The organism is Streptomyces hazeniae (assembly GCF_031845485.1).
Classification (GTDB): Bacteria; Actinomycetota; Actinomycetes; order Streptomycetales; family Streptomycetaceae; genus Streptomyces; species Streptomyces hazeniae.
The window spans coordinates 61,439-82,707 of the sequence record NZ_JAVREQ010000004.1; the positions used below are offsets into that span (position 1 = coordinate 61,439).

General features: G+C 76.4%; 17 protein-coding genes and 2 pseudogenes. 10 read left to right on the top strand and 9 right to left on the bottom strand.

What is annotated here, in order from left to right; translation table 11 throughout:
- Window positions 1–188: 188 nt before the first annotated feature.
- On the top strand, window positions 189–548 hold the full coding sequence (locus RM572_RS06660; protein WP_311672353.1) for a DUF2530 domain-containing protein: 360 nt from the start codon (window positions 189–191) through the stop codon (window positions 546–548).
- A 26-nt stretch (window positions 549–574) separates the two neighbouring features.
- Here the strand turns inward: RM572_RS06660 and RM572_RS06665 are convergent, their stop codons facing one another.
- Complete coding sequence (locus RM572_RS06665; RefSeq protein ID WP_311672354.1) at window positions 575–1,543, bottom strand: dihydrodipicolinate synthase family protein; 969 nt, start codon at window positions 1,541–1,543, stop codon at window positions 575–577.
- 72 nt (window positions 1,544–1,615) lie between these two features.
- Here RM572_RS06665 and RM572_RS06670 point away from each other — a divergent pair, with 72 nt between their 5' ends.
- Complete coding sequence (locus tag RM572_RS06670) at window positions 1,616–2,521, top strand: LysR family transcriptional regulator (protein ID WP_136183601.1); 906 nt, start codon at window positions 1,616–1,618, stop codon at window positions 2,519–2,521.
- 28 nt (window positions 2,522–2,549) lie between these two features.
- On the opposite strand, the gene RM572_RS06675 is transcribed toward RM572_RS06670, so the two are convergent.
- Window positions 2,550–5,813, bottom strand: coding sequence for a sacsin N-terminal ATP-binding-like domain-containing protein (locus RM572_RS06675; RefSeq protein ID WP_311672505.1), 3,264 nt, complete (start codon window positions 5,811–5,813; stop codon window positions 2,550–2,552).
- Between the two features lie 187 nt (window positions 5,814–6,000).
- Here RM572_RS06675 and RM572_RS06680 point away from each other — a divergent pair, with 187 nt between their 5' ends.
- Window positions 6,001–6,723, top strand: coding sequence for a sulfite exporter TauE/SafE family protein (locus RM572_RS06680; RefSeq protein WP_311672355.1), 723 nt, complete (start codon window positions 6,001–6,003; stop codon window positions 6,721–6,723).
- An 83-nt stretch (window positions 6,724–6,806) separates the two neighbouring features.
- Here RM572_RS06680 and RM572_RS06685 read toward each other — a convergent pair whose 3' ends face one another.
- Window positions 6,807–7,685, bottom strand: a complete 879-nt coding sequence (locus RM572_RS06685) for a hypothetical protein (RefSeq protein WP_311672356.1) — start codon at window positions 7,683–7,685, stop codon at window positions 6,807–6,809.
- Between the two features lie 223 nt (window positions 7,686–7,908).
- Here RM572_RS06685 and RM572_RS06690 point away from each other — a divergent pair, with 223 nt between their 5' ends.
- Window positions 7,909–9,426 (top strand): globin domain-containing protein, encoded by a 1,518-nt coding sequence (locus tag RM572_RS06690; RefSeq protein WP_311672357.1) that lies wholly within the window; start codon window positions 7,909–7,911, stop codon window positions 9,424–9,426.
- Here the strand turns inward: RM572_RS06690 and RM572_RS06695 are convergent.
- Together RM572_RS06695 and RM572_RS06700 are read right to left on the bottom strand one after the other, a co-directional pair.
- Entirely contained in the window at window positions 9,318–9,953 is a 636-nt protein-coding gene (locus RM572_RS06695; RefSeq protein ID WP_311672358.1) for an AMIN-like domain-containing (lipo)protein, read from the bottom strand. The two genes, RM572_RS06690 and RM572_RS06695, sit on opposite strands and share 109 nt — an antisense overlap.
- Before the next feature lie 403 nt (window positions 9,954–10,356).
- A pseudogene (locus tag RM572_RS06700) lies at window positions 10,357–11,301 on the bottom strand (DUF3027 domain-containing protein); the annotation flags it as partial.
- A gap of 483 nt (window positions 11,302–11,784) precedes the next feature.
- Between RM572_RS06700 and RM572_RS06705 the strand changes: the two are divergent.
- The 4 genes and pseudogenes from RM572_RS06705 to RM572_RS06720 all read left to right on the top strand — a co-directional run bounded on the left by RM572_RS06705 (window position 11,785) and on the right by RM572_RS06720 (window position 15,302).
- Window positions 11,785–13,080, top strand: coding sequence for an MFS transporter (locus tag RM572_RS06705; protein ID WP_311672506.1), 1,296 nt, complete (start codon window positions 11,785–11,787; stop codon window positions 13,078–13,080).
- A gap of 27 nt (window positions 13,081–13,107) precedes the next feature.
- Window positions 13,108–13,599 (top strand): hypothetical protein, encoded by a 492-nt coding sequence (locus RM572_RS06710; RefSeq protein ID WP_027765740.1) that lies wholly within the window; start codon window positions 13,108–13,110, stop codon window positions 13,597–13,599.
- Between the two features lie 56 nt (window positions 13,600–13,655).
- Window positions 13,656–14,399 (top strand): annotated as a pseudogene (locus RM572_RS06715) (futalosine hydrolase); the annotation flags it as partial.
- A gap of 60 nt (window positions 14,400–14,459) precedes the next feature.
- Window positions 14,460–15,302, top strand: a complete 843-nt coding sequence (locus RM572_RS06720; protein ID WP_311672507.1) for a 1,4-dihydroxy-6-naphthoate synthase — start codon at window positions 14,460–14,462, stop codon at window positions 15,300–15,302.
- A gap of 48 nt (window positions 15,303–15,350) precedes the next feature.
- Here the strand turns inward: RM572_RS06720 and RM572_RS06725 are convergent, their stop codons facing one another.
- The gene (locus tag RM572_RS06725) at window positions 15,351–15,734 is read right to left on the bottom strand and encodes a cold-shock protein (RefSeq protein WP_311672359.1); all 384 of its coding nucleotides are present in this window, start codon (window positions 15,732–15,734) and stop codon (window positions 15,351–15,353) included.
- A 204-nt stretch (window positions 15,735–15,938) separates the two neighbouring features.
- Between RM572_RS06725 and RM572_RS06730 the strand changes: the two genes are divergently transcribed.
- Complete coding sequence (locus tag RM572_RS06730) at window positions 15,939–16,202, top strand: hypothetical protein (protein ID WP_311672360.1); 264 nt, start codon at window positions 15,939–15,941, stop codon at window positions 16,200–16,202.
- Between the two features lie 22 nt (window positions 16,203–16,224).
- Here the strand turns inward: RM572_RS06730 and RM572_RS06735 are convergent, their stop codons facing one another.
- The 3 genes from RM572_RS06735 to RM572_RS06745 form a co-directional block, all read right to left on the bottom strand.
- The gene (locus tag RM572_RS06735) at window positions 16,225–16,860 is read right to left on the bottom strand and encodes an HAD family hydrolase (RefSeq protein WP_311672361.1); all 636 of its coding nucleotides are present in this window, start codon (window positions 16,858–16,860) and stop codon (window positions 16,225–16,227) included.
- Between the two features lie 44 nt (window positions 16,861–16,904).
- A complete protein-coding gene (locus RM572_RS06740; RefSeq protein WP_311672362.1) occupies window positions 16,905–17,942 on the bottom strand; it encodes a hypothetical protein in 1,038 nt (345 codons plus the stop codon).
- Window positions 17,943–18,025: 83 nt separating this feature from the next.
- Window positions 18,026–18,541 carry a GNAT family N-acetyltransferase gene (locus tag RM572_RS06745; RefSeq protein WP_311672363.1) on the bottom strand — a complete coding sequence of 172 codons (516 nt, stop codon included), beginning with the start codon at window positions 18,539–18,541 and terminating at the stop codon, window positions 18,026–18,028.
- A 104-nt stretch (window positions 18,542–18,645) separates the two neighbouring features.
- Here RM572_RS06745 and RM572_RS06750 point away from each other — a divergent pair, with 104 nt between their 5' ends.
- A complete protein-coding gene (locus tag RM572_RS06750; RefSeq protein ID WP_311672364.1) occupies window positions 18,646–21,204 on the top strand; it encodes a helicase-associated domain-containing protein in 2,559 nt (852 codons plus the stop codon).
- Window positions 21,205–21,269 lie beyond the last annotated feature (65 nt).

A 21,269-nucleotide genomic window follows, 5' to 3' on the forward strand; every position in this document is an offset into this window, starting at 1 on the left:
GGTTGCAGTATGAACAGATGATGCGCGCGGACGCCATCTCCGCGCGTAGACCAGGCGGGGCAGCGCGCGCAGGCGGGGGCCGCGGCGCGCGGCCGGAGCCGGGCCGAACGCCCGACCGGGCCAGCACCCGTGCCCGGCGCCGCACGCCCTAAGCTGGGTGCGACGGGCGAGCGGAGGAGCCGGAGCGCATGGGTCTGATCAGCAAGTGGACGGACGGCGAACGCGAAGCCCCCGAGCCGCTCGAGGGGCCCGTCGTCGGCACCGTGGTCACCGGCACGCTCGTCTGGTTCCTGCTCTTCGTCGGCCAGCTCCCGTTCTACGGCTGGTTCTCCGACCACGGCCACACGTGGTGGATCTGGACCTGCGCCGCGGGTGCCGGGCTCGGCCTCGTCGGCCTGCTGTACGTCCGCCTCCGCGAGGCGGCGCTGCGCCGCGAAGCGGCCGCCGCCCGTGACGCCGGGCGTACGGCCGGCCCGTCCGCGGGTGACGCGTCGCCGTCGGCACCGGACCCGGCGGGGGGAAGCGGCCGGCGCGCCCCGGCCGAATAGGCGGGCGGCAGGCAGGAAGCGGTCGGTCAGACGGCGGCCAGGGCCGCCGGTGGCGACGCCTCCGCCCACTCGGTGGCCCGGTACAGCGCGGCGTCCACCGCCGCGGCCGACGCCGACAGCAGCGGCAGCCGCACGTCCGGGCTGGGAATGCGGCCCTGCGCATGCAGCACGCCCTTCACCACCGTCGGGTTCGGCTCCGTGAACACCGCCGACGCCAGCCGCACCGCCCCGCGCCCGAGTTCCCGCGCCCGCGCCACGTCGCCGTCCCGCCACGCCGCGACCAGCTCCGCCCACCGCGCGGTGCACAGGTGCGCGGAGGCGAGGATGCCGCCCTGTCCGCCGAGTGCGAGCAGCGGCGGCAGGTACGCGTCGTCGCCGCCCAGCACGGCGAAGCCGTGGGACGCGGGCGGCGGGTCGGCGAGCAGGTTCACGGTGTCGGCGTCGATGCCGCCGACGGCGTGCTTGACCCCGGCGATGTTCGGCAGCGCCGCAAGTTCCCGGAGCGTGTCCGCGCCGATCCGCTGCCCGGTGCGGTACGGGATGTTGTAGACGACCAGCGGGACCGGACTGTGCGCGGCGAGTGCGCCGAAGTGCGCCAGCACGCCCGCCTCGGAGGGCCGTACGAACGACGGCACGGTCACCAGGGCGGCGGCGATCTCCGGCCGGCCGCCGAGTGCGGCCAGCTCGCGGACGCTCGCCCGGGTCGAGGAGGAACCGGCGCCGACGACGAGGCTCGCGCCGCGCTCCCGGCACACCTGCACGCAGACGTCCACCACCGCCCGGCGCTCCTCGTCCTCCAGCGCGCCCGGCTCGCCCGTGGTGCCCAGGGCCACCAGCCCGTCGGCGCCGTCGTCGAGCACCTGGTGCGCCAGCCCCTCCAGCGCGTCGGCCGCCAGGTCGCCCTGCGCGGTGAAGGGGGTGACCAGCGGCACGTGGAGGCCCGAGAGGGCGGGCCCGGAGGCGGCGGGCGCGGCGAGGGCGGCGGTGGCATCCATGCCACCGAGCCTCCCCCGCCCACTGCCGGGGCGTCCATCTCGAACTTCTGCGGTGGACCGTAAGCTGAGCTGATGCTCGACGTACGGCGGCTCCGCCTGCTGCGGGAACTCTCCCACCGGGGCACGATCGCCGCGGTCGCGGAGGCGATGGCGTACACGCCGTCGGCCGTCTCGCAGCAGCTCTCCGTGCTCGAACGCGAGGCGGGCGTGCCGCTGCTGGAGCGTACCGGGCGGCGCGTCGCGCTGACCGAGGCGGGCCACGCGCTGGTCGTCCACGCGGACGCCGTACTGGAGCGGCTGGAACAGGCCACCTCGGAGCTGGCGGGCATCCGCCGCGAGCCGTCCGGTCCGCTGCGCATCGGCACCTTCACCTCCGCCGCCCGGCTGCTGCTGCCGGAGGCGCTGGCGCGCCTGGCCGACACCCTGCCCCGGCTGGAGCCGCTGGTCAGCGAGGTCGACCCGGCACACGTCGCGGACGACCTGCGGTCCGGCGCGCTGGACGTGGCGCTCCTCCAGCACTACGAGGCGGAACCGCCGCCGCCCCCACCGGGGCTGAGCACGGTGCCGCTGTGCACGGAGCGGATGTACCTGGCCTCCCCCGCGCGGTGGAAGCCGCCGCCCGGCGGCCGGCACGCGGTGCGCGGCTGGCGCGAGGCGCCGTGGATCACCGCCACGCGCGGCACGCTGTGCCACGACGCGGCGCTGGAGCACTGCGCGGCCGAGGGGTTCGAGCCGCGCACGGTGCACCACGTGGACGACTTCGGCGCGGTGCTGGCGCTGGTCGCGGTGGGCATGGGCGTGGCGTTCGTGCCCGAACTCGGCGTGGCGGACGGGCTGCCGGACGGGGCGGTGCTGGCGGAACTGGGCGCCTACCGCTGCACCGAGGTCGCCTTCCGCCGCGGCGCCGAGGGCCATCCGGGCGTCACGGCCTTCGCCCACGCCCTGCTGGCCGCCGTCCCCCCGACCATGCGGGGCTGACTCCGGCGCCGCGCGCGGACTGCGGCGGTCACTCGAACCAGCGGGCGCGGGCCAGTTCGCCGGCGCGGGAGGGGTCCTCCAGGAGGGCCGCGAGGTCGAAGCGGCGGGCCCAGGCGCCCGCGGCCCACGCCAGCCCCGCGGCGACGCCCTCCAGGGTGGCGGCGTGCAGGGTGCCGTCCGGTGCCAGCCGCCAGTCCACCTCGACGCCGTCGACCAGCAGTTCGTCGTGCTCCAGGTACTCCGTCGGCGCCGTCGGCAGCAGGTGCCGCACGGCCTCCGGCACGTCGCGGCGGGTGCCGGGGTCGCCGCCGGCCGTGCCGGGGACCACGTCGCCCAGCCGCCGCACGTCCAGCACCGACGCCAGGTCGGCCGCCCGCGCGGGGCGGACGGGGAGCATCGGGCGGTCGCCGAGCAGCGGCACCAGGTCGGGGGCCTCCACCACGACCGCCTCCGCCGCCGCGACCACGCGCACCGTCCCGCCCACGACCGCGCGGAGCTCCTCGGGCAGCGTGACCTCGTCCGGGTCCAGGCCGGCGAGCAGGCCGTAGAGGCCGTGCAACTGCTCGGCGGAGACGGGCAGTCCGGGGTCGGCGAGCCGCGCGAGGAGTTCCGCCGCGCCGCCCGGCTCGTCCAGCAGGGCCACGGCGGAGGTGCGCACGCCCAGGGCGCGCAGCACCTGCTCGTCGGGCGCGCCGTCGCCGTCCGGCGCGACCAGCGCGGAGGCGTCGGCCTCCTCGTAGAGCCCGGCGAGGAGCCCGTCGCCGCCGGCGGCGCGCAGCCCGGCGGGCCGGCGCCCGTCCAGCACCGGGTGCCCGCGCAGCCACCACGCGGTGTACGGCCGCACGGTCTCCCGGGTGCCGTCCGGCAGCAGCACCCGGACGGGCGTGGTCAGCGCCTCCCGCAGCGGCGGCCGGGCCAGCATGGCGAGGGCCTCCGGCCAGTGGTCGTCGTCGACGAGGTCCAGGTCGCGGACGGCGACCAGTTCGGCGGCGACGGGCGGGACGGGGGTCTCGGGGAGACGGTCGAGCACGTCCTCGCACCACACGTCGACCGCGTCGAGGAGACCGGTGTCGTCGGGCGCGGCGTACTCGCCGCCGGCGTGGGCGATCTCCGGTTCGACGACCTCGTCCGGGTCCAGGACGACGTCCCCGGCGCGGACGAGGGCGAAGTCGGCGAGCACGCCGACGGCGGTGAGGGGCTGTGCGCCCCAGCGTTCGGCGAGCGCGGCGTCGCAGGCGGGGAGTTCGCCGTCGCGGATGACGCGGGCGAACGCACTGCCGGGCAGGACGAGTTCGCCTGCGGGCGCGAGTTCGCCGTCCTCGTCGGGGAGGGCGAGGGCGCCCAGCCACGGCTCGTCGCCCGGGGCCAGTCCCGCGTCGCGCACCAGTGCCAGGACGGTTTCGGCGAGTGCGTCGGCGTCCGGGGTGTCCGCGTCCTCGTCCCAGATCTCGCCCGCGTCCAACGACCCGGCGACGGCCTCCCGCACCTGCGGTGTGGTGAGCACCGCGCGCGGCGTGGCGGGGGTGGCACCGAGCTTCTCCAGCAGCGGGTGCACGGCATCGGGGTGGGCGACCCGCAGCCCCAGCCGGGCCAGCGCGCGGTGCCGCTCCCCGGGATCGCCGGGGGCGCCGGCCGGGCCGGTGCCGTCCGCCGAGGGCATGAGCACCTGCCGTGGGCCGATGACCGTACGGCCGTCGGCGAGCGGCACGGGCAGCCCGCTGAGCCGGTCCGGATCGACGCCGGCGAGCGCGTCGTACAGGCGCCGCCACCAGGCCGGATCGCGTTCGACACCCGCGAGGCGGTCGACGGCCTCGCCGAGCGGCACGCGGCCGACCTCCAGGGCGCGCAGTTCGCTGCGCCGCTCCAGCCCGGCCGGGAGCAGCGCGGGGTACAGCTCCGCGAGGACGCGCACGGTCTCCGCACCGGCGCCCTCGATCAACTCGGCCTCGCGCGGGCGGAGCGGGCGCGGCGCCTCGTCGGAGCCGTCGGCCGGGCCCCGGCCGGAGCGGTGCGCGAGGGCGGCCGCGCTGGGGAGGAAGGCCACGTCGGGCAGCCGTTCCAGGAGCATCCGGCGCAGCTCGCCGTCGAGTTCGCCCTTGCCGAGCGGGCCGGGCACCAGGTCGACGAGGCCGGTGCCGACCGGGCCCCAGTTCTCCAGGAGACCCGTGTAGGTCTCGGCCGCACGGGTCAGCAGGAAGTCCGCGAGCGGGCCGGGCGCGACGTGCCGCCGGGTGGGCTCCAGCGGGAAGGACGCGACCAGCAGGGCGGGCACGCCCAGCGGTTCGTCCGTGGGCGTGGGCGCGTGCAGCACGGGTTCGGTGCGCGGACGCACGGGTGCGCCGGCGTCGTCCACCGGGATCGCCCACGTCACCGTCCACCAGGGGCGCAGCCGTTCCTCCACGGGCCGGTCCGCGAACAGGTCCGGGTCCACGCGTCCGCCCGCGGTGGACACCCGCCAGCGGGTGTGGTGGCTGACGGCGGGCGGCGTCGGCCCCTCGGTGCGCGCCGCCGGCTCCGCCGCGTCGTCCACCACGACGTACGGGCCGTCGGTGCGCCGGGTCAGTGTGCGGACGCCGTCCGGGGTGTCGACGACGACCTCGGCCAGTCCGGGCAGCGCCAGCAGCAGCGCGTCGTCCACGGCGGCGAGCAGCCGTTCGGCGAGTGCCGCGGCAGCGGCGTCCCGCAGCGGCAGCACGACCGCGGTGTCGTAGCCCTCGGGGGCGCCGCCCTCGGCCGGGAGGGGCAGGCGCAGCAGCGGCACGTGGCCGTCGCGGCGCCGTACCTCGTCGGCGAGGCCGTCGGTGCGCTCCCCGGCCCCGGCGAGCGTGAGGTCGCGCGCCTCGGTCAGCGACCAGCGCACGCCGCCGGCCCTGCTCAGCACGGCCGGGGCGTCGGTCACGGCGAGCACGGCGGCGAAGCCGACGCCGAAGCGGCCCACGGGCTCGCCGGCGCCGGTCGGCGAGCCGTGGTCCTCACGTTTGGCGGAGGCGCGCAGCGTGGACAGCGATTCCACGGCGGCCGCGTCGAGCGCGGCGCCGGTGTTCGCGGCGACCAGCACGTCGCCGCGGAGGGTGAAGCGGATGCGGCCGGGCACGCCGGCCCGCCCCGCCGCGTCGGCGGCGTTCTGCGCCAGCTCCACGACGAGGCGGTCGCGGTAGCCGCCGAGCGCGAGGTCCTGCTCCGCGTTGGCGTCCTCGCGGAAGCGGGCGGGGGACGCGGACCACGCGTCGAGGACGCCGCGTCGCAGGCGCAGGGTCCCGAACGGGTCCTCGCCGCCGCCCTGCCCGACCATCACCGTGCCGCCGCTCACGTCGCCGCCTCCTCGCCGCAGTGGTGCGGGGCTGCGCCCGCACCGTTCCGTACGCCGTTTCACCCGGCCTGGTCCGGGTGACGGTACGGCATCCCGGCACAGGCCGTGCAGACGGCACGTCCCGCACCGGCGCGGGGGCGCGGCGAGCGGAGGCGTAGGCTCGGGCGACGTGCCCGATCCGCAGTTCTTCGTCGTCGCCGGTCTCGCCGTCCTGGTGGGCGCGCTCGTGCAGAGCTGCGTCGGCCTCGGGCAGGGCATGGTCGCCGCGCCCGTGCTGATCGTGGTGGAGCCCTCGCTGATGCCGGGCGGGCTGCTGGTGGCCAACGCGTCGATGGCGATGCTCACCGTCACCACGGACTGGCGGCACGTCGACTGGCGGGGTCTGGGCTGGGCCCTCCCCGCACGGGTGGTGGGCAGCGTCGGCGGCGCGTGGGTGGTGGCCGTGCTGGAGCCGACGGTGCTGGGCGCGGCCGTCGGGGTCATGGTGCTGCTCGCGGTCGCGGCCTCGTTGTGGGGCGACGTCCGGGTGGGGATCCGCCCCGGCACCCTCGTCACGGCCGGGACGCTCTCCGGCGTCACCGGCACCGCGACGACCATCGGTGGGCCGCCGATGGCGCTCCTCTACCAGCACGAACCCGCCTCCCGCGTCCGCGCGACGCTGGGCGCGTACTTCTTCATCGGCACCGTGCTGTCGCTGGTGGTGCTCGCGGGCGCCGGAGAACTCACCGTGCCGCAGGTGCAGTCGGGCCTGCTGCTCTTCCCGTGCGTGCTCGCCGGTTTCGCGCTCGGCCGGCCCACGCGCCGGCGCTTCGGGACCGACGGCCTGCGGACGCCGCTCCTCGCCGTCGTCTCCCTCTCCGGGATCCTGCTCCTGGGCCGCGCCCTGCTCTGACCACCCGGTGCTCTGAACGGACGCGGCTCTGAACGGACGCGGCTCTGAACGGGCGCTTACCCGGTGTGCGGTGAGCCGGGCCCTCAGAGGCAGATGATGAGCACGCAGTCGTCGGACGGTTCCGGCTCGGGGTCCGGGCTGGTGGGCGTGGGCTCCGGCGCGGGCGTGTCCGGGGCCGGCGGTTTCGTGGGGGCCGGTCCGGTGTCGCCGCCGCCCGGGGCGGTCTGTTCCGGTTGCGGCTGCTCGGGGGATTCCGTCGCGGTCCGACTGGGCTCGGCGGAGACGGAGGGGGACGGTTCGGCCGAGGAGGACGAGGGGGCCGGCGAGGGGGGCGTGCTGTCCCCGGCCGTCGCGGACGGCGCGATGCGGTCGTCCTCGGGCCCGGCGGGCGTCTCGTCCCCGCCGAACGAGAAGGCGGCGACACCCGCCAGCACGACGGCGCACAGGGCGGCGACGACCACGGCGGGCCGGCGCCTGCGGCGCGGCGGGGGCATGTCGTCCGGGTCCGGGTCGGGAGGCAGGGCGCCGCCGTCACCGGCGTCACCGCCGCCGCGGCCGTCACCGGAGTCGTCACCGGAGTCGTCGCCGGGGCGGGGGTGGCGGCCGGGGTCGCTGGGGCCGGCGTCGCCGCTCACGGCCCCGGTACCGGTCGGCGGCACGGCGGCGAGCGGAGCCGTCGGCTGTCCGTCGGGACCGTCGCCGGGTTCCGGTCCGGTACGGTCGCGCGCCTCCGCTGTGCCGTCGGTCCCGGCCGGGGCACGCTCCGGTGCCGGGGCCGGATCGGGGTCCACGTTGGGCGGGGCCTCCTGGTGGAACGGCTTCGCGATGTAGGCCTCTTCGCGAGGCGTTCCGGTCTCCGGGGCGGAATCGGGGTCCGCGGGCGCGGCGGCGGCGGGCGTCTCGCAGTTGGGGCAGGGCGCACCGGCGTCGAGACGGCGGAGGCATCCGGGGCAGTAGTTCATGACCCGGGCAGGTTAAGCCACTTTCACGCCGTCACCGAACACACGTGCCCGTGGATATTCCGGCCCCCGCCGGTGGAGGAACTGTGACGGCACCGGCAATCCGGCGGCGCTCCGGCGCCGAACGACCTAGGACTTGCCCGTGTCGCGCCGACGCACCGATCGGTTCCGGCCACGGCGCGCGCGCCACGAGACGACCGGAGAAACGCGTGGAGTCCGCACGGGGGTGAGGAAGATCGACGACGTCGAAAGAGTCAGAGCGAGCTTCGAGATAGCGCAGCGCCGCGCGGACCGTGTGGTGCGGTTCTTCTACGCGCATCTCTTCGGCTCCGATCCGCGGCTGCGCGGCATGTTCCCCGCCGAGATGCGCGAGCAGCACGACCGGCTGTTCGCCGCACTGGCGCAGATCGTCACGCACCTCGACGATCCTGCGCTGCAGACGCAGTTGGAAACGCTGGGGCGGGACCACCGCAAGTTCGGGGTGTGCACCGCCGACTACGACACCGTGGGCCACAGCCTGATCGCCGCGATGCGCATGGGCTGCGCCTCGGTCTGGGACGACGCGACCGAGGCCGCCTGGTGGGCGGTGTACGGCCGGGCGGCCCGCACGATGCTGCACGGCGCGGCCGCGTCCATCCGGGAGCGGGAACCGGCGTGGTGGGACGCCACCGTCGTGGAACAGGGCCTGCACAACGGCCGTACGGCCGTCCTGCGGATCCGTCCCGACCAGCCCTACCCGTACCGGGCCGGGCAGTACGCGACGCTGGAGTGCCCGCAGGTGCCCCGGGTGTGGCGCCCGTACTCGCTCGCCCGCGCCCCGCGCGCCGACGGGCTGCTGGAGTTCCACGTCGCCCGGGTGCGCGGCGGCTCGCTGAGCACGACGCTGTGCGACCACGTGCGCGCGGGCGACCGGCTGCGCCTCGGCGCCGCGTCCGGCACGGCGACGACCCCCGGAGCCGACGGCGCACCGGTCACGCTGATCGCCGCCGGTACCGGCTGGGCGCCGGTGAAGGCCGTGCTGGAGGACCTGCTGCGCGCCCGAACCCCGGGCCCGCCGCGGCGGATACGGCTGGACGTGCTCGCACGCACCCCGGACGACCTGTACGACGGCGCCACGATCGACGCGCTCGCGTCCCGGCACCCGCACCTGGAGGTGACGGTGTGGACGGCGCGCGCCGCCGAGGGCGCGAGCACCCTGACGCGACGCTTCCACGAGGCGCTGCGGCGACGTGACGACTGGGCCGACGGGCACGTGTACCTTGCCGGACCCACGCCGTTCACCGCCGAACTCCGCGACCTGCTCCCGCGGTGGGGTGCGGACCCGGCTCGTCTGGTCCACGACCCGCTCGCCCGGCGCGGCGGGGCGTCGGGGGCCACCCGTACCGCGCCGGCCGAATACTTCCTCGCCGACCGCACGGTGTCCTGGATCGATCCCGCGGCCCGCGCCCCCGCGGTCACCGGGCCGGAACCGGAAACGGAACCGGAGCCCTGCACGGAGCCGGAGGCGGAGGCGGAGGCGGAGGCGGAGGCGGAGGCGGAGGCGGAGACGGAGGCGGAGACGGAACCGGAACCGAAGACGGGGCCGGGCGATCGCGGAGACGAGCAGCCGGGCGGCAGTCGGACCCCGGAGTCCCGTCAGCCCGCGGAGGACGAGGCGGAAGGAGAACCGGAAGGAGAGCCGGAGGGCGAGGCGCGGTGGGCGACCTCGACGGTGACGGAGTCGCCCTTCACCTCCACCCGGTAGCCCGCCGGACCCTCGCCCTCGGAGTCGAGGCCGAGACCGACGATCATCTCGCCCTCGAAGACGCCGGTCGCGCGCACCTCGCGGACGGTGTCGGTGGTGTCCGCGCGCCCGGCGGGATCCTGCCGGGCGACGCCGACGAAGACCAGCACCAGCTTGTGCTCGCCCTTCAGGTCGATCGTCCTGCCGCGGCCGGGCTCGCGCAGTGCGTCCATGTACTCGGCGAAGACCTGGGAGACGCCGCCGTCGAAGGTGAACCGCACGCGGTCGTACGCCGGAAGCCGGGTCACCTTCACGGAGGAGAGCTTCGCGGCGCCGCCGGCGTCGCCCTGCTCCCGCGCCTCGACGGTTCTCGGCGTGACGTCCGCGGGTGCGGCGGACGGCGGGGCCGAGGACTTCCCGGCAGACGGAGCGGCTTCACCTCCGGGGGTGGAACGGCCGGAACCGTCCTCCACCGTGCCCTGACCGCAGCCCGAAGTGAGCAGCGCGGACGCGACGGCGAAGGCGACGAGGGCGGGACGACGTTTCATGGGGCGCTCCAGTGCCGTAGGTGTCGACGGGACGACGATCGTCTTCCGGCGCCGCCCGCGACGGCCCCGGCCGCCACCGGTGTCGCGACGGATTCATCCACGCGGGTACCCGGCTCGAACAGCGCAGCGAACCGTCCCCCGGCGCCCGGCGGACATCCGCGCGCCCCCTACGCCCGCCGTGTCCACCGTGTCCGCGGTTCCCCCGTGTCCGCCGTGCCGCTCGACGGCCTCAGCGGGCGGTGGCGCGACGGCGGCCGCGGCCGTTCCGTGAGCCTCTGCCGCTCTTCCCCGCCTGCTTGCCGCTCGCGCCGTCCGCCGCGCCGTTCCGACCGGACGTCCCGCTCTCGTCCGCCGTGCCGCCGTCGCCGTCGCCGTCGCCGTCGCCGTTCCCGGCGCTGCGTTCGGCGCGACCGGTCTCGCCCGGTTCGGTCTCCGTGGCGCCGCCGGCGGGCCCGGCGGCCCGGTCGTGCAGGTCGAAGGCGTCGGCGCGGGTCTCGTCGACGACCGGGGGCGGCGGTTGGGGCGGCTTCGGCATGACCGCGGCCTCGGAGTGGCCGCCGCAGCCGTAGGACAGGGACACCACCTGGCCGTCGGCGGGGCTGTACTCGTTCGCGCAGACGCCGAACGCCTGCCGCAGCGAGCCCGCCAGCGGCACCAGGAAGCCGCAGGAGAGGCAACTCGCGGGCGCCGCCTGCGCCATGGCGGTGCGGGGGCCGTGCGAGTCCTCCCAGCGGTCGGCCGCGGTGTGCAGGCCGTAGCGGGAGAGGACGCGGGCGCGTGCCATGCCCAGTTCCTGCGCGACGGCGTTGATGCCCGCCCGGGTGGGCAGCGGCTGCGCGGGGACCGCGACCGCCGCGGCGCCCCCGGACCCGGGCTCCTCCACGTTCCCGTCCTCGTCGCGGCCGGACGCCTCCTCCGCCACGGGCGAGTTGGGCGGCGGTGCGTCCTCGCCGGAGAAGCCGGGCTCCAGCCGCAGGTCCTCGCTCTCGGTGGGCAGCAGGTCGCCGGGGCCGAGGTCGCCGGGACGGAGCCGTTCGCTCCAGGGCAGCCACGTGGGGGCGAGTACCGAGTCGGGTCCGGGCAGCAGGACCGTCTCGTCGAGGGTCACGACGCGGGCGCGGGACGCGCGGGCGACGGTCGAGGCCCAGCGCCAGCCCCGGTAGCCGGGTTTGCGGCACTCGAAGAGGTGCGTCACCACCCGGTCGTCGTCCGCGACGGCCTCGAGCCACTCCCCGATCTCGTCGGCCGGGGCCACCTCCTCGACGGCCCCGCGCGCCAGGGCGACGGCCTCGGCGCAGAGCCGGTCGGGCGTACGCGTCGTACGGCGGCGTCGCGTGCCGGCGCTCATGCTGCACTCACAAGAATCGTCTCCCACGCCGAAGCGCCGTCGTAGTCGTTGGCGGGCGCTGGCCGTGCGGCCGGGCGGGGCGGGGGAAGCGGACGGAGCGGAACCTGTGGCCGCTGCGACGTCCGCGCCCACACTCGAGGCCGTGCGGGGCGCACCGTTTCATCCACGCTACCCCAACACGCCCGCCGCGACTCCGAGCGGCCCCCGGGCGCCCCCGGCCGTCGCGGGCGCGGACCCGGTCCGCGTCGCACGCGCGTCGCACCCGGGGCACGCCCAATCCGCCGCAACGCGGTAGCCGCCGACATCTGGGGCACACTGAACGTCGTGGCTGCCGACGAGGCGTATCAGGAGACACCGCCCGCGGTCCGCCCGATTCCGTCGCGCGCCGAGAGCGAGGGGACCGGTCCGGACCGGGCGGGCACCGGACGATGGCTGGGCGAGAACGCCGAGCCGGAGAAGGTCCGGCCCGGGCGCGCCGCCCGGATGGCACGCGCCGCGGGGCGTCCACCGGCGGCGCTGGCCCGCCGTGTCCGGCGTGCCACGCACGCGCAGGGGGCGGGCGAGTCGGGGCTGGGCAAGCTGATCGAGCTGCACGCGGTGAACTCCGCGGGCGACATGCTCATCACCATCGCGCTGGCGTCGACGATCTTCTTCTCCGTGCCGACGGGTGAGGCGCGCGGCCGGGTGGCGCTCTACCTGCTGGTGACGATGGCGCCGTTCGCGCTGCTGGCGCCGGTCATCGGTCCCCTGCTGGACCGCATCCCGCACGGCCGCCGGTTCGCGATGGCGGGCGCGATGCTGGCGCGCGCCCTGCTGGCGATCACCATGGCGGGAGCGGTGGCCGGCGGCGGCCTGGAGCTGTACCCGGCGGCGCTGGGCGTACTGGTGTCGTCCAAGGCGTACAACGTGGTGCGTTCGGCCGTGGTGCCACGGCTGCTGCCGCCGCGCTACCCCCTGGTCAAGGCCAACTCCCGGGTGACACTGGCCGGTCTGCTGGCGACGGGAGCGGCGGCGCCGATCGGTGCCGGCCTGCATCAGCTCGGCCCTTCGTATCCGCTGTACGGGGCGATGGCGCTGTTCGTGCTGGGCACCTTCCTGTCGTTCTCGCTCGCGCCGAAGGTCGACTCGGCGAAGGGCGAGCGGAAGGCGTTCCTCGCGGGTGAGAGCATGCACCGGCGCCGGCCGGGGCTGCGCACGGTCGGCGTGTCGGTGCGCAGCGGGCTGGTGGCGAACTCGTGCGTACGGGCGCTGTCCGGCTTCCTGATCTTCTTCCTGGCCTTCCTGCTGCGCGAGGAGCCGCTGTCGGGGATGAGTGCGTCGGTGTCGCTGGGCCTGGTCGCCGTGGCGGCGGGCGGGGGCAACGCACTGGGCACGGCCATCGGCGCCTGGCTCAAGGAACGCGCCCCAGAGATGATCATCACCACGGTGCTGTTGTGCGCGCTGGGCGCCACGGTCGTGGCCGCGGCCCTGTACAGCACGGTGATGGTGGCGGTGGTGGCCGCGACGGCCGGCATCGTGCAGGCGCTGGGCAAGTTGTCGCTGGACGCGCTGATCCAGCGCGACGTGCCGGAACAGGTGCGCACCTCCGCGTTCGCCCGGTCCGAGACGCTGATGCAGATGTCCTGGGTGGTCGGCGGTGCGATCGGCATCTCGCTGCCGCTGAACGGCATCCTCGGCATGGCCGTCGGCGCCGCGCTGATCGCCGTGGGCACGCTCACCGCCGGGCGCGGCCTGCTGTCCTCGGCCCGGCGCGGGTCCCCGCACCCCCGCGTGGCCTGAAAGCGACCGCCGGGTAGATTGCCCCACATGAGCTATGCCTTCTCCGTCTCGCGGCGCGGCCTGCGCACCGCCGCCGCCCTGGGCGCCGCCACTCTCGGCCTCCTCGTCACGACGGCCTGCGAGAAGCCGACGCCGCTGATGACGGTCACGGTCGGCAGCGAGACCGTGACGACCGAGGCCGCCTGCTACGCCGAGGACGGCAAGGCACTCTCGCGCGACGAGGGCTTCGCCTGCCTGAAGCAGAAGCCGGACGCGACCATCGGCGTCCGCCAGGGCGACAGGGTCCACGTCGGGGTCGAGCCGGAGATGGCGGACGCGGGCTGGGTCGTCTTCGCCAACCAGCGGCCCATGTCGGCCGAGGAGCTGACGAGCACGTACCAGACGTTCGACGCCGAGCAGTGGTTCCAGCCGCAGCCCGGCCAGGGCTCGGCACCCGACGAGGTGACGCTCAGCGTCGCCACCCTCGGCGAGGACGAGCTCGAGGGCGTCTGGAACATCAAGGTCACGCGCGAGAAGTGACGGTGGCCGCCGAGGTGTCCGCTCCCCTTTCCCCTGCCGTCGCCGGACCGCTGCGTGTGCTGGTCGCCACCGCCGTCGCGGCGGAGCGCGACGCCGTGACGGCCGGATTCGACGCCCCGGACGAGACCGCCACAGCCCACGAGCCCGCCACACCCCACGAAACCGGCGCCCGGCACGACGACCGCACGCTGCCCGGCGGGTACGCGCTGCACCGCGTGCGCCCGGCCGCCGCCCCCGGCGGACGTGGCCTGGCCGTGGACGTGCTGGCCGCGGGAGTGGGCCCGGCGGCGGCCGCCGCCGGTGCGGCGAGCGCGCTCACCGCCGCGGCCCTCGCCGGCGAACCGTACGACCTGGTGGTGTCCGCCGGAATCGGCGGCGGCTTCGCCGGCCAGGTGGCGGTGGGCGGCACCGTGGTGGCCACCGAGATCGTCGCCGCCGACCTGGGCGCCGAGACCGCGGACGGCTTCACCTCCGTCACCGACCTCGGGTTCGGCCGCGTCGTGCACACGCCGCCGCCCGCACTCGTACGCGCCCTCGCCGACGCCGCGGGCGCCGTCACCGGGCCGGTGCTCACCGCCTCGACGGTCACCGGCACCGCCGCACGCGCCGGCGAACTGGCCGCCCGGCACACCGGTGCCGTGGTGGAGGCCATGGAGGGCTTCGGCGTCGCCGAGGCCGCCGCCGCACACGACCTGCCGGTGCTGGAGCTGCGCACCGTCTCCAACCCGGTCGGTCCCCGGGACCGCGACGCCTGGCGCATCCCGGAGGCGCTGCGTGCGCTGACCACGGCCTTCCGCGCGGCTGCAGCCGTCCTCGGCGCCTGGCCGGACGGCCCGGAGACGCACAAGGCGGAGGCGCCGGTGCGGATCACGTACTCGCCCTGCCCCAACGACACGTTCGTCTTCGACGCCTGGGCGCACGGCCGCGTCCCCGGCGCCCCCGAACTCGACGTGACCTTCGCCGACATCGACGTCACCAACGCCCTGGCCGTGCGCGGTGAGGGCGACGTGCTCAAGGTCTCCTACGCCGTTCTGCCGTGGGTGCTGGAGGAGTACGCGCTGCTGCCGTGCGGCGGGGCGCTGGGCCGGGGCTGCGGGCCGCTGGTCCTCTCCCGCACGGCCGGCGCCGGCGGCTCCTCGCTCACCGGCGCCACGGTCGCGGTGCCGAGCGAACGGTCCACCGCCTACCTGCTGTTCCGGCTGTGGGCCGCCGACGCGGTACCGGGCGGCGTCGGCGAGATCGTGGTGCTGCCGTTCCACGAGATCATGCCCGCCGTGCGCGACGGCCGCGTCGACGCCGGCCTGGTGATCCACGAGGCCCGCTTCACGTACGGCTCCTACGGCCTGCACTGCGTCGCCGACCTGGGCGAGCACTGGGAGCACACCACCGGGCTGCCCATCCCGCTGGGCGCGATCGTCGCCCGCCGCTCGCTGGGCCCGGAACGGCTGCGCGCCCTCGCGGAGGCGGCGCGGACCTCCGTACGGATGGCGTGGGACGACCCGGAAGCCTCCCGGCCGTACGTGCGCGAGCACGCGCAGGAGATGGATCCGGCGGTCGCCGACCAGCACATCGGCCTGTACGTCAACGAGTACACCGCGGACCTGGGCGAGTCCGGCTACGCCGCCGTGCGCGGGCTGCTCACCCGTGCGGCGGCCGAAGGGCTGGTCCCGCCCATCCCGGCGGACGCGCTGCGCTTCCCCTGACCCGCGCGGGTCGTCCCCGCGTGCACGCGGGGGCGGGGCGTTGGCCGGTCAGACGTCCAGCTGGTCGGCGACGTGCCGCAGCATGCCCGCGATCTTCCGGCCGTGTGCCTTGTCGGGGTACCGGCCGCGCTCCAGCGACTGCGAGACGCCGTCCAGCAGCGTGGTGAGGTCCTGCACGATGCCCGCCAGCTCGTCCGGCTTCCGGCGCTGCGCCGCCGCGACGGACGGCGCCGGGTCGAGCAGGGACACCGACAGCGCCTGGTCGCCGCGCTGCCCGGCGACGACGCCGAACTCGACGCGCTGACCGGGGCGCAACACCTCCACCCCGTCCGGCAGCACGGACGAATGGACGAAGACGTCACCGCCGTCGTCGCGGGAGAGGAAGCCGAAGCCCTTGTCACCGTTGAACCATTTGACCTTGCCGGTAGGCACGTCCGTCTCGTCCTCGTCACTCGTTCGCGCAGCCGGACGGGTCGTCCGGCTGCGCGATGGTCTGCTGATCGTGGTCGCTAGAGCAGTCGAGCGGGCCCCTCGGCCCGCCTTCCCCCAGGCTAGTGCTCCGTGGCGGGGTGGCAAGACGACTCCGGGCGCCTCCTCGCCTCCTCGGTCGCCTGTCCACGGATCTACCCTGAGCGGGTGAACACTGAAACTCCCCGAGCCGGAGACGCGCTGGTACGGACCGGTGGCGTCGTCTTCCTCGTCGGCGCCGTCGCCACCCTGGTGACGGTCGCGCCGCTGTTCCTGGGCACCGAGCCCTTCCCGGCCCCGGCGTACTTCGTCTGCATGCTCATGGGCGTCGGCTTCGCCCTGGCCGGGGCGGGCGTCCTCCGCTCCGCCGCCGCCCAGCGCCGCGCCGCCCGCGCCTTCACGGCCGGGGGCCCGCCCCCCGCACGGGGCTGAACGGCCGGGCACGGCCCGGACCTCAGGACGCCCGGCGGCCCCCGGCCACGTACCGCGCGAGCCAGCCGGGAAAGTCGGGGAGCCCACCGTCCAGCACGACGTCGGCGCCGGCCTCGCGCAGCGCGTGCGCCCCGCACGGACCCGTCGGCACCGTCACGGCCAGCGCTCCCGCCGCCCGCGCGCCCCGCACGTCCCCCGTGTGGTCGCCGACGTACACCTGCGCCCCGTAGGCGCGCAGCGCCTCCGCCTTCGCCTCGGCCCACAGCCACCCGACCACCGCGTCCGGCTCCAGCCCCAGATGCTCCAGGTGCAGCTTCGCGTTCGGCTCGTGCTTCGCCGTGACGACGACCGTACGGCCGCCCGCGTCCCGCACCGCGTCAAGCGCCTCGCAGGCGCCGGGCAGGGCGAGGGCCGGGGTGATCGCGTACGCCGGGTACAGCTCGCGGTAGCGCTCGCCGGTCTCGGCGATCCGCTCGGCCGGGAACCAGTGGGCCAGCTCCTGTTCCAGGGGCGGCCCCAGGCGCGACACCGCCAGCTCGGCGTCGACGTGCACGCCCGTCTCGGCCGACAGCGCCTCGTAGGCGGCCCTGATGCCCGGCCGCGAGTCGATCAGGGTCATGTCCAGGTCGAATCCGACCGTCAGCGGGTGGGAGGCCATGCCCGCCATTCTGCCGGGGCCCCGAACCCGCCGGACCGGCGCCCTCAGGCCGAGCGCCTGCGCGCCCGCCACAGCAGGAACAGCGCGGACGCCACCGCCGCCACGCGCAGCGCCACCGGCCACGACTCCTCCATCGCCTGCTGCATCGCGTCCCCGCCGGACGGCAGCGGCGGCCCCCAACGGCCGTCCTGCCGCCCCCACAGCCACACCAGCCCGCCCACGGCGGTGAGTCCCGGCACACCGAGCGCGGCGCCCTTGGCCTCGCTCCGGGTCAGCCGCGGCGACCAGTACGCGGCCAGCCAGCCCAGTCCGAGCGGCACCAGAGATCCCAGCACCGCGCCGGCCACCAGCAGCCCGGCGGCGAGGAGTTCGACGACTCCGCCCGTGGCCGGGCCTGCCGCCCGCTTCCGGCGCCCCGCGAGCAGGGCGCCGAGCAGCGGCGCTCCCCCTGCCGGTGCGGCATCGGCGACCACGGGGGCGGCGGGCGCCTGCGGCGGCGTGGCCGGGGCACCGTCCTTGCCGTCCTCGGGCGGGCGCTGGAACACCTCGGGCAGCTCGATGCCGCCGCTGAACGCGTCCGGGATGTCGAACCGCGGATCGCGGGCCCCGGGCAGTCCCGACCTGGCGGTGCCGCCCGTCGCGGGGCCGCTCCGCCACCAGTCGGGGTCGGTCTCCTGCGGGCCGAGTTCGTCCATGCCGGCCATGTGCGGCGGCGACGCGCCACCCGAGGGCGGCGGCCCGGACCCGGTGTCCTCCTTCCTCATCTGCGGAAGGAGGGGCAGCCTGCGGCCGCGCGGCCGGTCCGGTTCCGCGTCGTCCGCAGGGCCGGTCTTCCGCAGCGAGACGGTCTCGCCGCCGAGCGCCGCGGAGACGACCTCCTCCGGCTTCCCGAGCCGGTCCAGCACCTTCCGTACGGCGGCCTTGCCGTCACCACCGCCGGATGCGGCACGCATCCGTTCGATCTCGGTACGCAGCCCGCCGACCAGCCGTGCCCGGTCGGCCGCGGTCATCGACGTTCCGTGCGCGAGGTCGCCGACCCGGCTCAGATAGTCGAAGACGAGCTGCTCGCTCTCGATCCCCACCGCTGCCTCAACACCCGCCTCGCCGCCCGGAGATGTCCGATCACCGCAGACGGTACCGCGTGGCGGCGGGGCGCGTCCGCAGGTCAGTCGGCATTGCGGGTCAGGTGGCGGGTGGTGCCGCCGTTCTCCTCCGCGATGTCGCGGACATGCCGGAAACCGATCCGCTCCAGCAGCGCGAGCGACGCGGCGTTCGCGGCGTCGACCGTGGCGTGCACCTCTCCCAGCCCCAGCGTGCGGAAGCCGTACGCGACCACCGCACCGGCCAGCTCGGTGCCCAGGCCCGCGCCCCACCGGTCGGGGTGCAGGGCGTAGACGATCTCGTGGCCGTCCACGTCGTCGGTGCGTTTGATCTCCGCGTGCCCGACCAGGCGCCCGCCCTCCCGCACCCCCCACACGTCGAACCTCCGCGCCGGATAGACGTGCGTGAAGATCCGCCGGAACAGCGCCCGGTCCTCCGCCTCGCTCTGCGGGCCGTCCCCCATCCAGCGCGACACCCGCGCGTCCTGGAAGAGTGTGACGAAGTCGTCCTCGTCGGCGGGCGTGTACGCGGTGAGGAGCAGCCGCCGCGTGCGCAGCTCCGGGCTCGGGTCGTCGGGCATGGACGCGAACCTAGAGCGCCCCTCCCACCCCCACAACGTGTTTTCCCCCGGCCCGGCGCCGCGAAGCACGGGGTCCCGCCGACACCCCCGCTACCGTAGGACGGATGAGTCAGGAGCAGCAGCCCACCGCCGCGGCGCCGTCCCGCACGCTCGCCGACGACCTGCGCGGCCGGGACGACGCGGCGCTGGCCGCGCTGCTGCGCACCCGCCCCGACCTGCTCTCCCCCGTCCCCGGCGACCTCACCCAGCTCGCCACCCGCGCCGGTACCCGCGCGTCCGTCGTCCGGGCCGTCGAGCGGCTGGACCGGTTCGCACTGCAGGTGGCCGAGGCGCTGGCCGCAGGTCCGGACCCGTGCGGCTACGAGGAGCTGCGCGGCCTGCTGACCGGCGTCGACGGCAAGGAGGCGGCCGCCGTCGACCGGCAGCTGCCCCGGGCGCTCGCGCTGCTGCGCGACCGCGCCCTGCTGTGGGGCGACGACGACCGGCTCCGGCTGCTCCGGACGGCCCGCGTCATCCTCGCTCCCCCGCCTCCCGCGGTCTCCCCGACCGGGCTGGGCCCCTCGCTCGCCGAGGCCACCGCCGGCATCTCGCCCGGCCGCATGCAGGACCTCCTCACCGCGAACGGCCTCCCCGCCACGCACGACCCGGTCAGCGCGCTCACCGAGCTGGCCACCCTGTTCACCGACCGGGAGCGCATGACGGCTCTGCTCACGGAGCACGTGCCGGAGGACAGCGCCGAGGTGCTGTCCCGCCTGGTGTGGGGGCCGCCGTACGGGACGGTCGACCACCGGGCGCCGACCCCGCCGGTGGCCCGACTGCTGCACCACGGCCTGCTGCTGCCGAGCGGGGACCGCACGGTCGTGCTCCCCCGCGAGGTCGCGCTGCACCTGCGCGGCGGCCGGGCCCACAGGTCACCGGAACCGGAGCCTCCGCAGCTCGTCGCCCGGCGCGAGCACCCCCCGCGCACGGTGGACGCCACAGCCGCCGGCCAGGCCCTCACCGCGCTGGCCACCGTCGAGGAGCTGTGCGGCGGCTGGGAGACCGACCCACCGGGCGTGCTGCGCGCCGGCGGCCTCGGCGTCCGCGAACTGAAACGCACCGCCGTCGCCCTCGACCTTCCCGAACCGACCGCCGCCTTCTGGGTCGAACTGGCCCTCGGCGCCGGGCTGCTGGCCTCCGACGGCGCCGTGGACGAGACGTACGCTCCCACCCCCGCGTACGACGACTGGCTGCGGGCCGCACCCGGCGAGCGCTGGACCCGGCTGGTCCGCGCCTGGCTGACCGGCACCCGCGTCGCCGGACTGGTCGGCGAGCGGGACCCGAAGGGCCGCAGCCTCGCCGCCCTCGGGCCCGGCCTCGACCGGGGCCCCGCCCCGGACGTACGGCACCGGGTGCTGTCCCTGCTGGCCTCGGAGGCACCCGGCACCTCGCCGGAACCGGAATCCGTGGTCGCACGCGTCACCTGGGAGCGCCCGCTGCGCGCCGCCGCGACGACCGGCGGCAGCCCGCGCCCCCGGGCCCGTGCGGCGGCGCCGCACGACGCCCCGGACGGCGACGGCACCCCACTCCGCACGCGTCTGGTCCGCTGGACCCTCGACGAAGCCGAACTCCTCGGCCTCACCGGCCGCGGCGCCCTCGCGTCCTACGCCCGCCCCCTCACCTCCCCGGACGCGGACACCTGGGGACCGTCCCTCACCGCCCGGGAACTCACCACCGCCCTCGCCGAGGCCACCTCCGGGCTCGCGCCGCTGCTGCCCGAGCCGCTGGACCACGTACTGCTCCAGGCGGACCTGACCGCCGTGGCCCCCGGCCCGCTGGAACGCGAACTCTCCCTGGCCCTCGGTGTCCTGGCGGACGTGGAGTCCAAGGGCGGCGCCACGGTGTACCGCTTCACCCCCGCCTCGGTGCGCCGCGGACTGGACGCGGGCCGCAGCGCGTCCGAGATCCACGCCTTCCTCGCCGCCCACTCCCGCACGCCGGTGCCGCAGCCGCTGTCCTACCTGGTGGACGACGTGGCCCGACGGCACGGACGGCTCCGCGTCGGCGCCGCCTCCGCGTACCTGCGCTGCGACGACGAGACGCTGCTCGCCGAGATCCTCGCCGACCGGCGCTCCGCCCCGATCCGGCTCCGGCTGCTGGCCCCGACCGTCGCCGCGACCACCCTCCCGCCCGACCAACTCCTCGCCCGTCTGCGGGACATGGGCTACGCTCCGGCCGCCGAGTCGGCGGAGGGCGACGTGCTGCTCGCCCGGCCGGACGCACACCGCACGCCACCGCGCAGCGCACCGGACCCGGTACCGGACGGCCCGCCCGTACCGGACGGCGCCCTGCTGACGGCCGCCGTGCGCGCCATCCGCGCCGGCGACCACGCGGCGACGGCGGCCCACAAGCCGCGGATTCCCGCCGCTGCCGCCCGCCCGCGCGACGGCGAGCCGCCGCGCACGACCTCCGCCGACACGATCGCCACGATGCAGTCCGCCGTACTCACCGGTTCCGCGCTGTGGATCGGCTACGTCAACGCCGACGGCGCCGCCAGCCAGCGCGTGATCGCACCGGTCCGGGTCGAGGGCGGCTTCGTCACCGCCTACGACCACACCGCCGACCAGGTGCGCACCTACCCGCTGCACCGCATCACCGGCGTCGCCGAACTCGCGGAGGGCTGACGGGGAGGACGGCGCAGCCGGGCTGCGCCGTCCTGCCTCCGCTCTCCTCCGACCCGTAAGGGCGA

Bases quoted from the DNA above. Each gene is read 5' to 3' on its own strand.
- RM572_RS06660 (WP_311672353.1), top strand. From the start codon at position 189: ATGGGTCTGATCAGCAAGTGGACGGACGGCGAACGCGAAGCCCCCGAG.
- RM572_RS06665 (WP_311672354.1), bottom strand. From the start codon at position 1,543: ATGGATGCCACCGCCGCCCTCGCCGCGCCCGCCGCCTCCGGGCCCGCC.
- RM572_RS06670 (WP_136183601.1), top strand. From the start codon at position 1,616: ATGCTCGACGTACGGCGGCTCCGCCTGCTGCGGGAACTCTCCCACCGG.
- RM572_RS06675 (WP_311672505.1), bottom strand. From the start codon at position 5,813: ATGGTCGGGCAGGGCGGCGGCGAGGACCCGTTCGGGACCCTGCGCCTG.
- RM572_RS06685 (WP_311672356.1), bottom strand. From the start codon at position 7,685: ATGAACTACTGCCCCGGATGCCTCCGCCGTCTCGACGCCGGTGCGCCC.
- RM572_RS06695 (WP_311672358.1), bottom strand. From the start codon at position 9,953: ATGAAACGTCGTCCCGCCCTCGTCGCCTTCGCCGTCGCGTCCGCGCTG.
- RM572_RS06705 (WP_311672506.1), top strand. From the start codon at position 11,785: ATGGCACGCGCCGCGGGGCGTCCACCGGCGGCGCTGGCCCGCCGTGTC.
- RM572_RS06710 (WP_027765740.1), top strand. From the start codon at position 13,108: ATGAGCTATGCCTTCTCCGTCTCGCGGCGCGGCCTGCGCACCGCCGCC.
- RM572_RS06735 (WP_311672361.1), bottom strand. From the start codon at position 16,860: ATGGCCTCCCACCCGCTGACGGTCGGATTCGACCTGGACATGACCCTG.
- RM572_RS06745 (WP_311672363.1), bottom strand. From the start codon at position 18,541: ATGCCCGACGACCCGAGCCCGGAGCTGCGCACGCGGCGGCTGCTCCTC.
- RM572_RS06750 (WP_311672364.1), top strand. From the start codon at position 18,646: ATGAGTCAGGAGCAGCAGCCCACCGCCGCGGCGCCGTCCCGCACGCTC.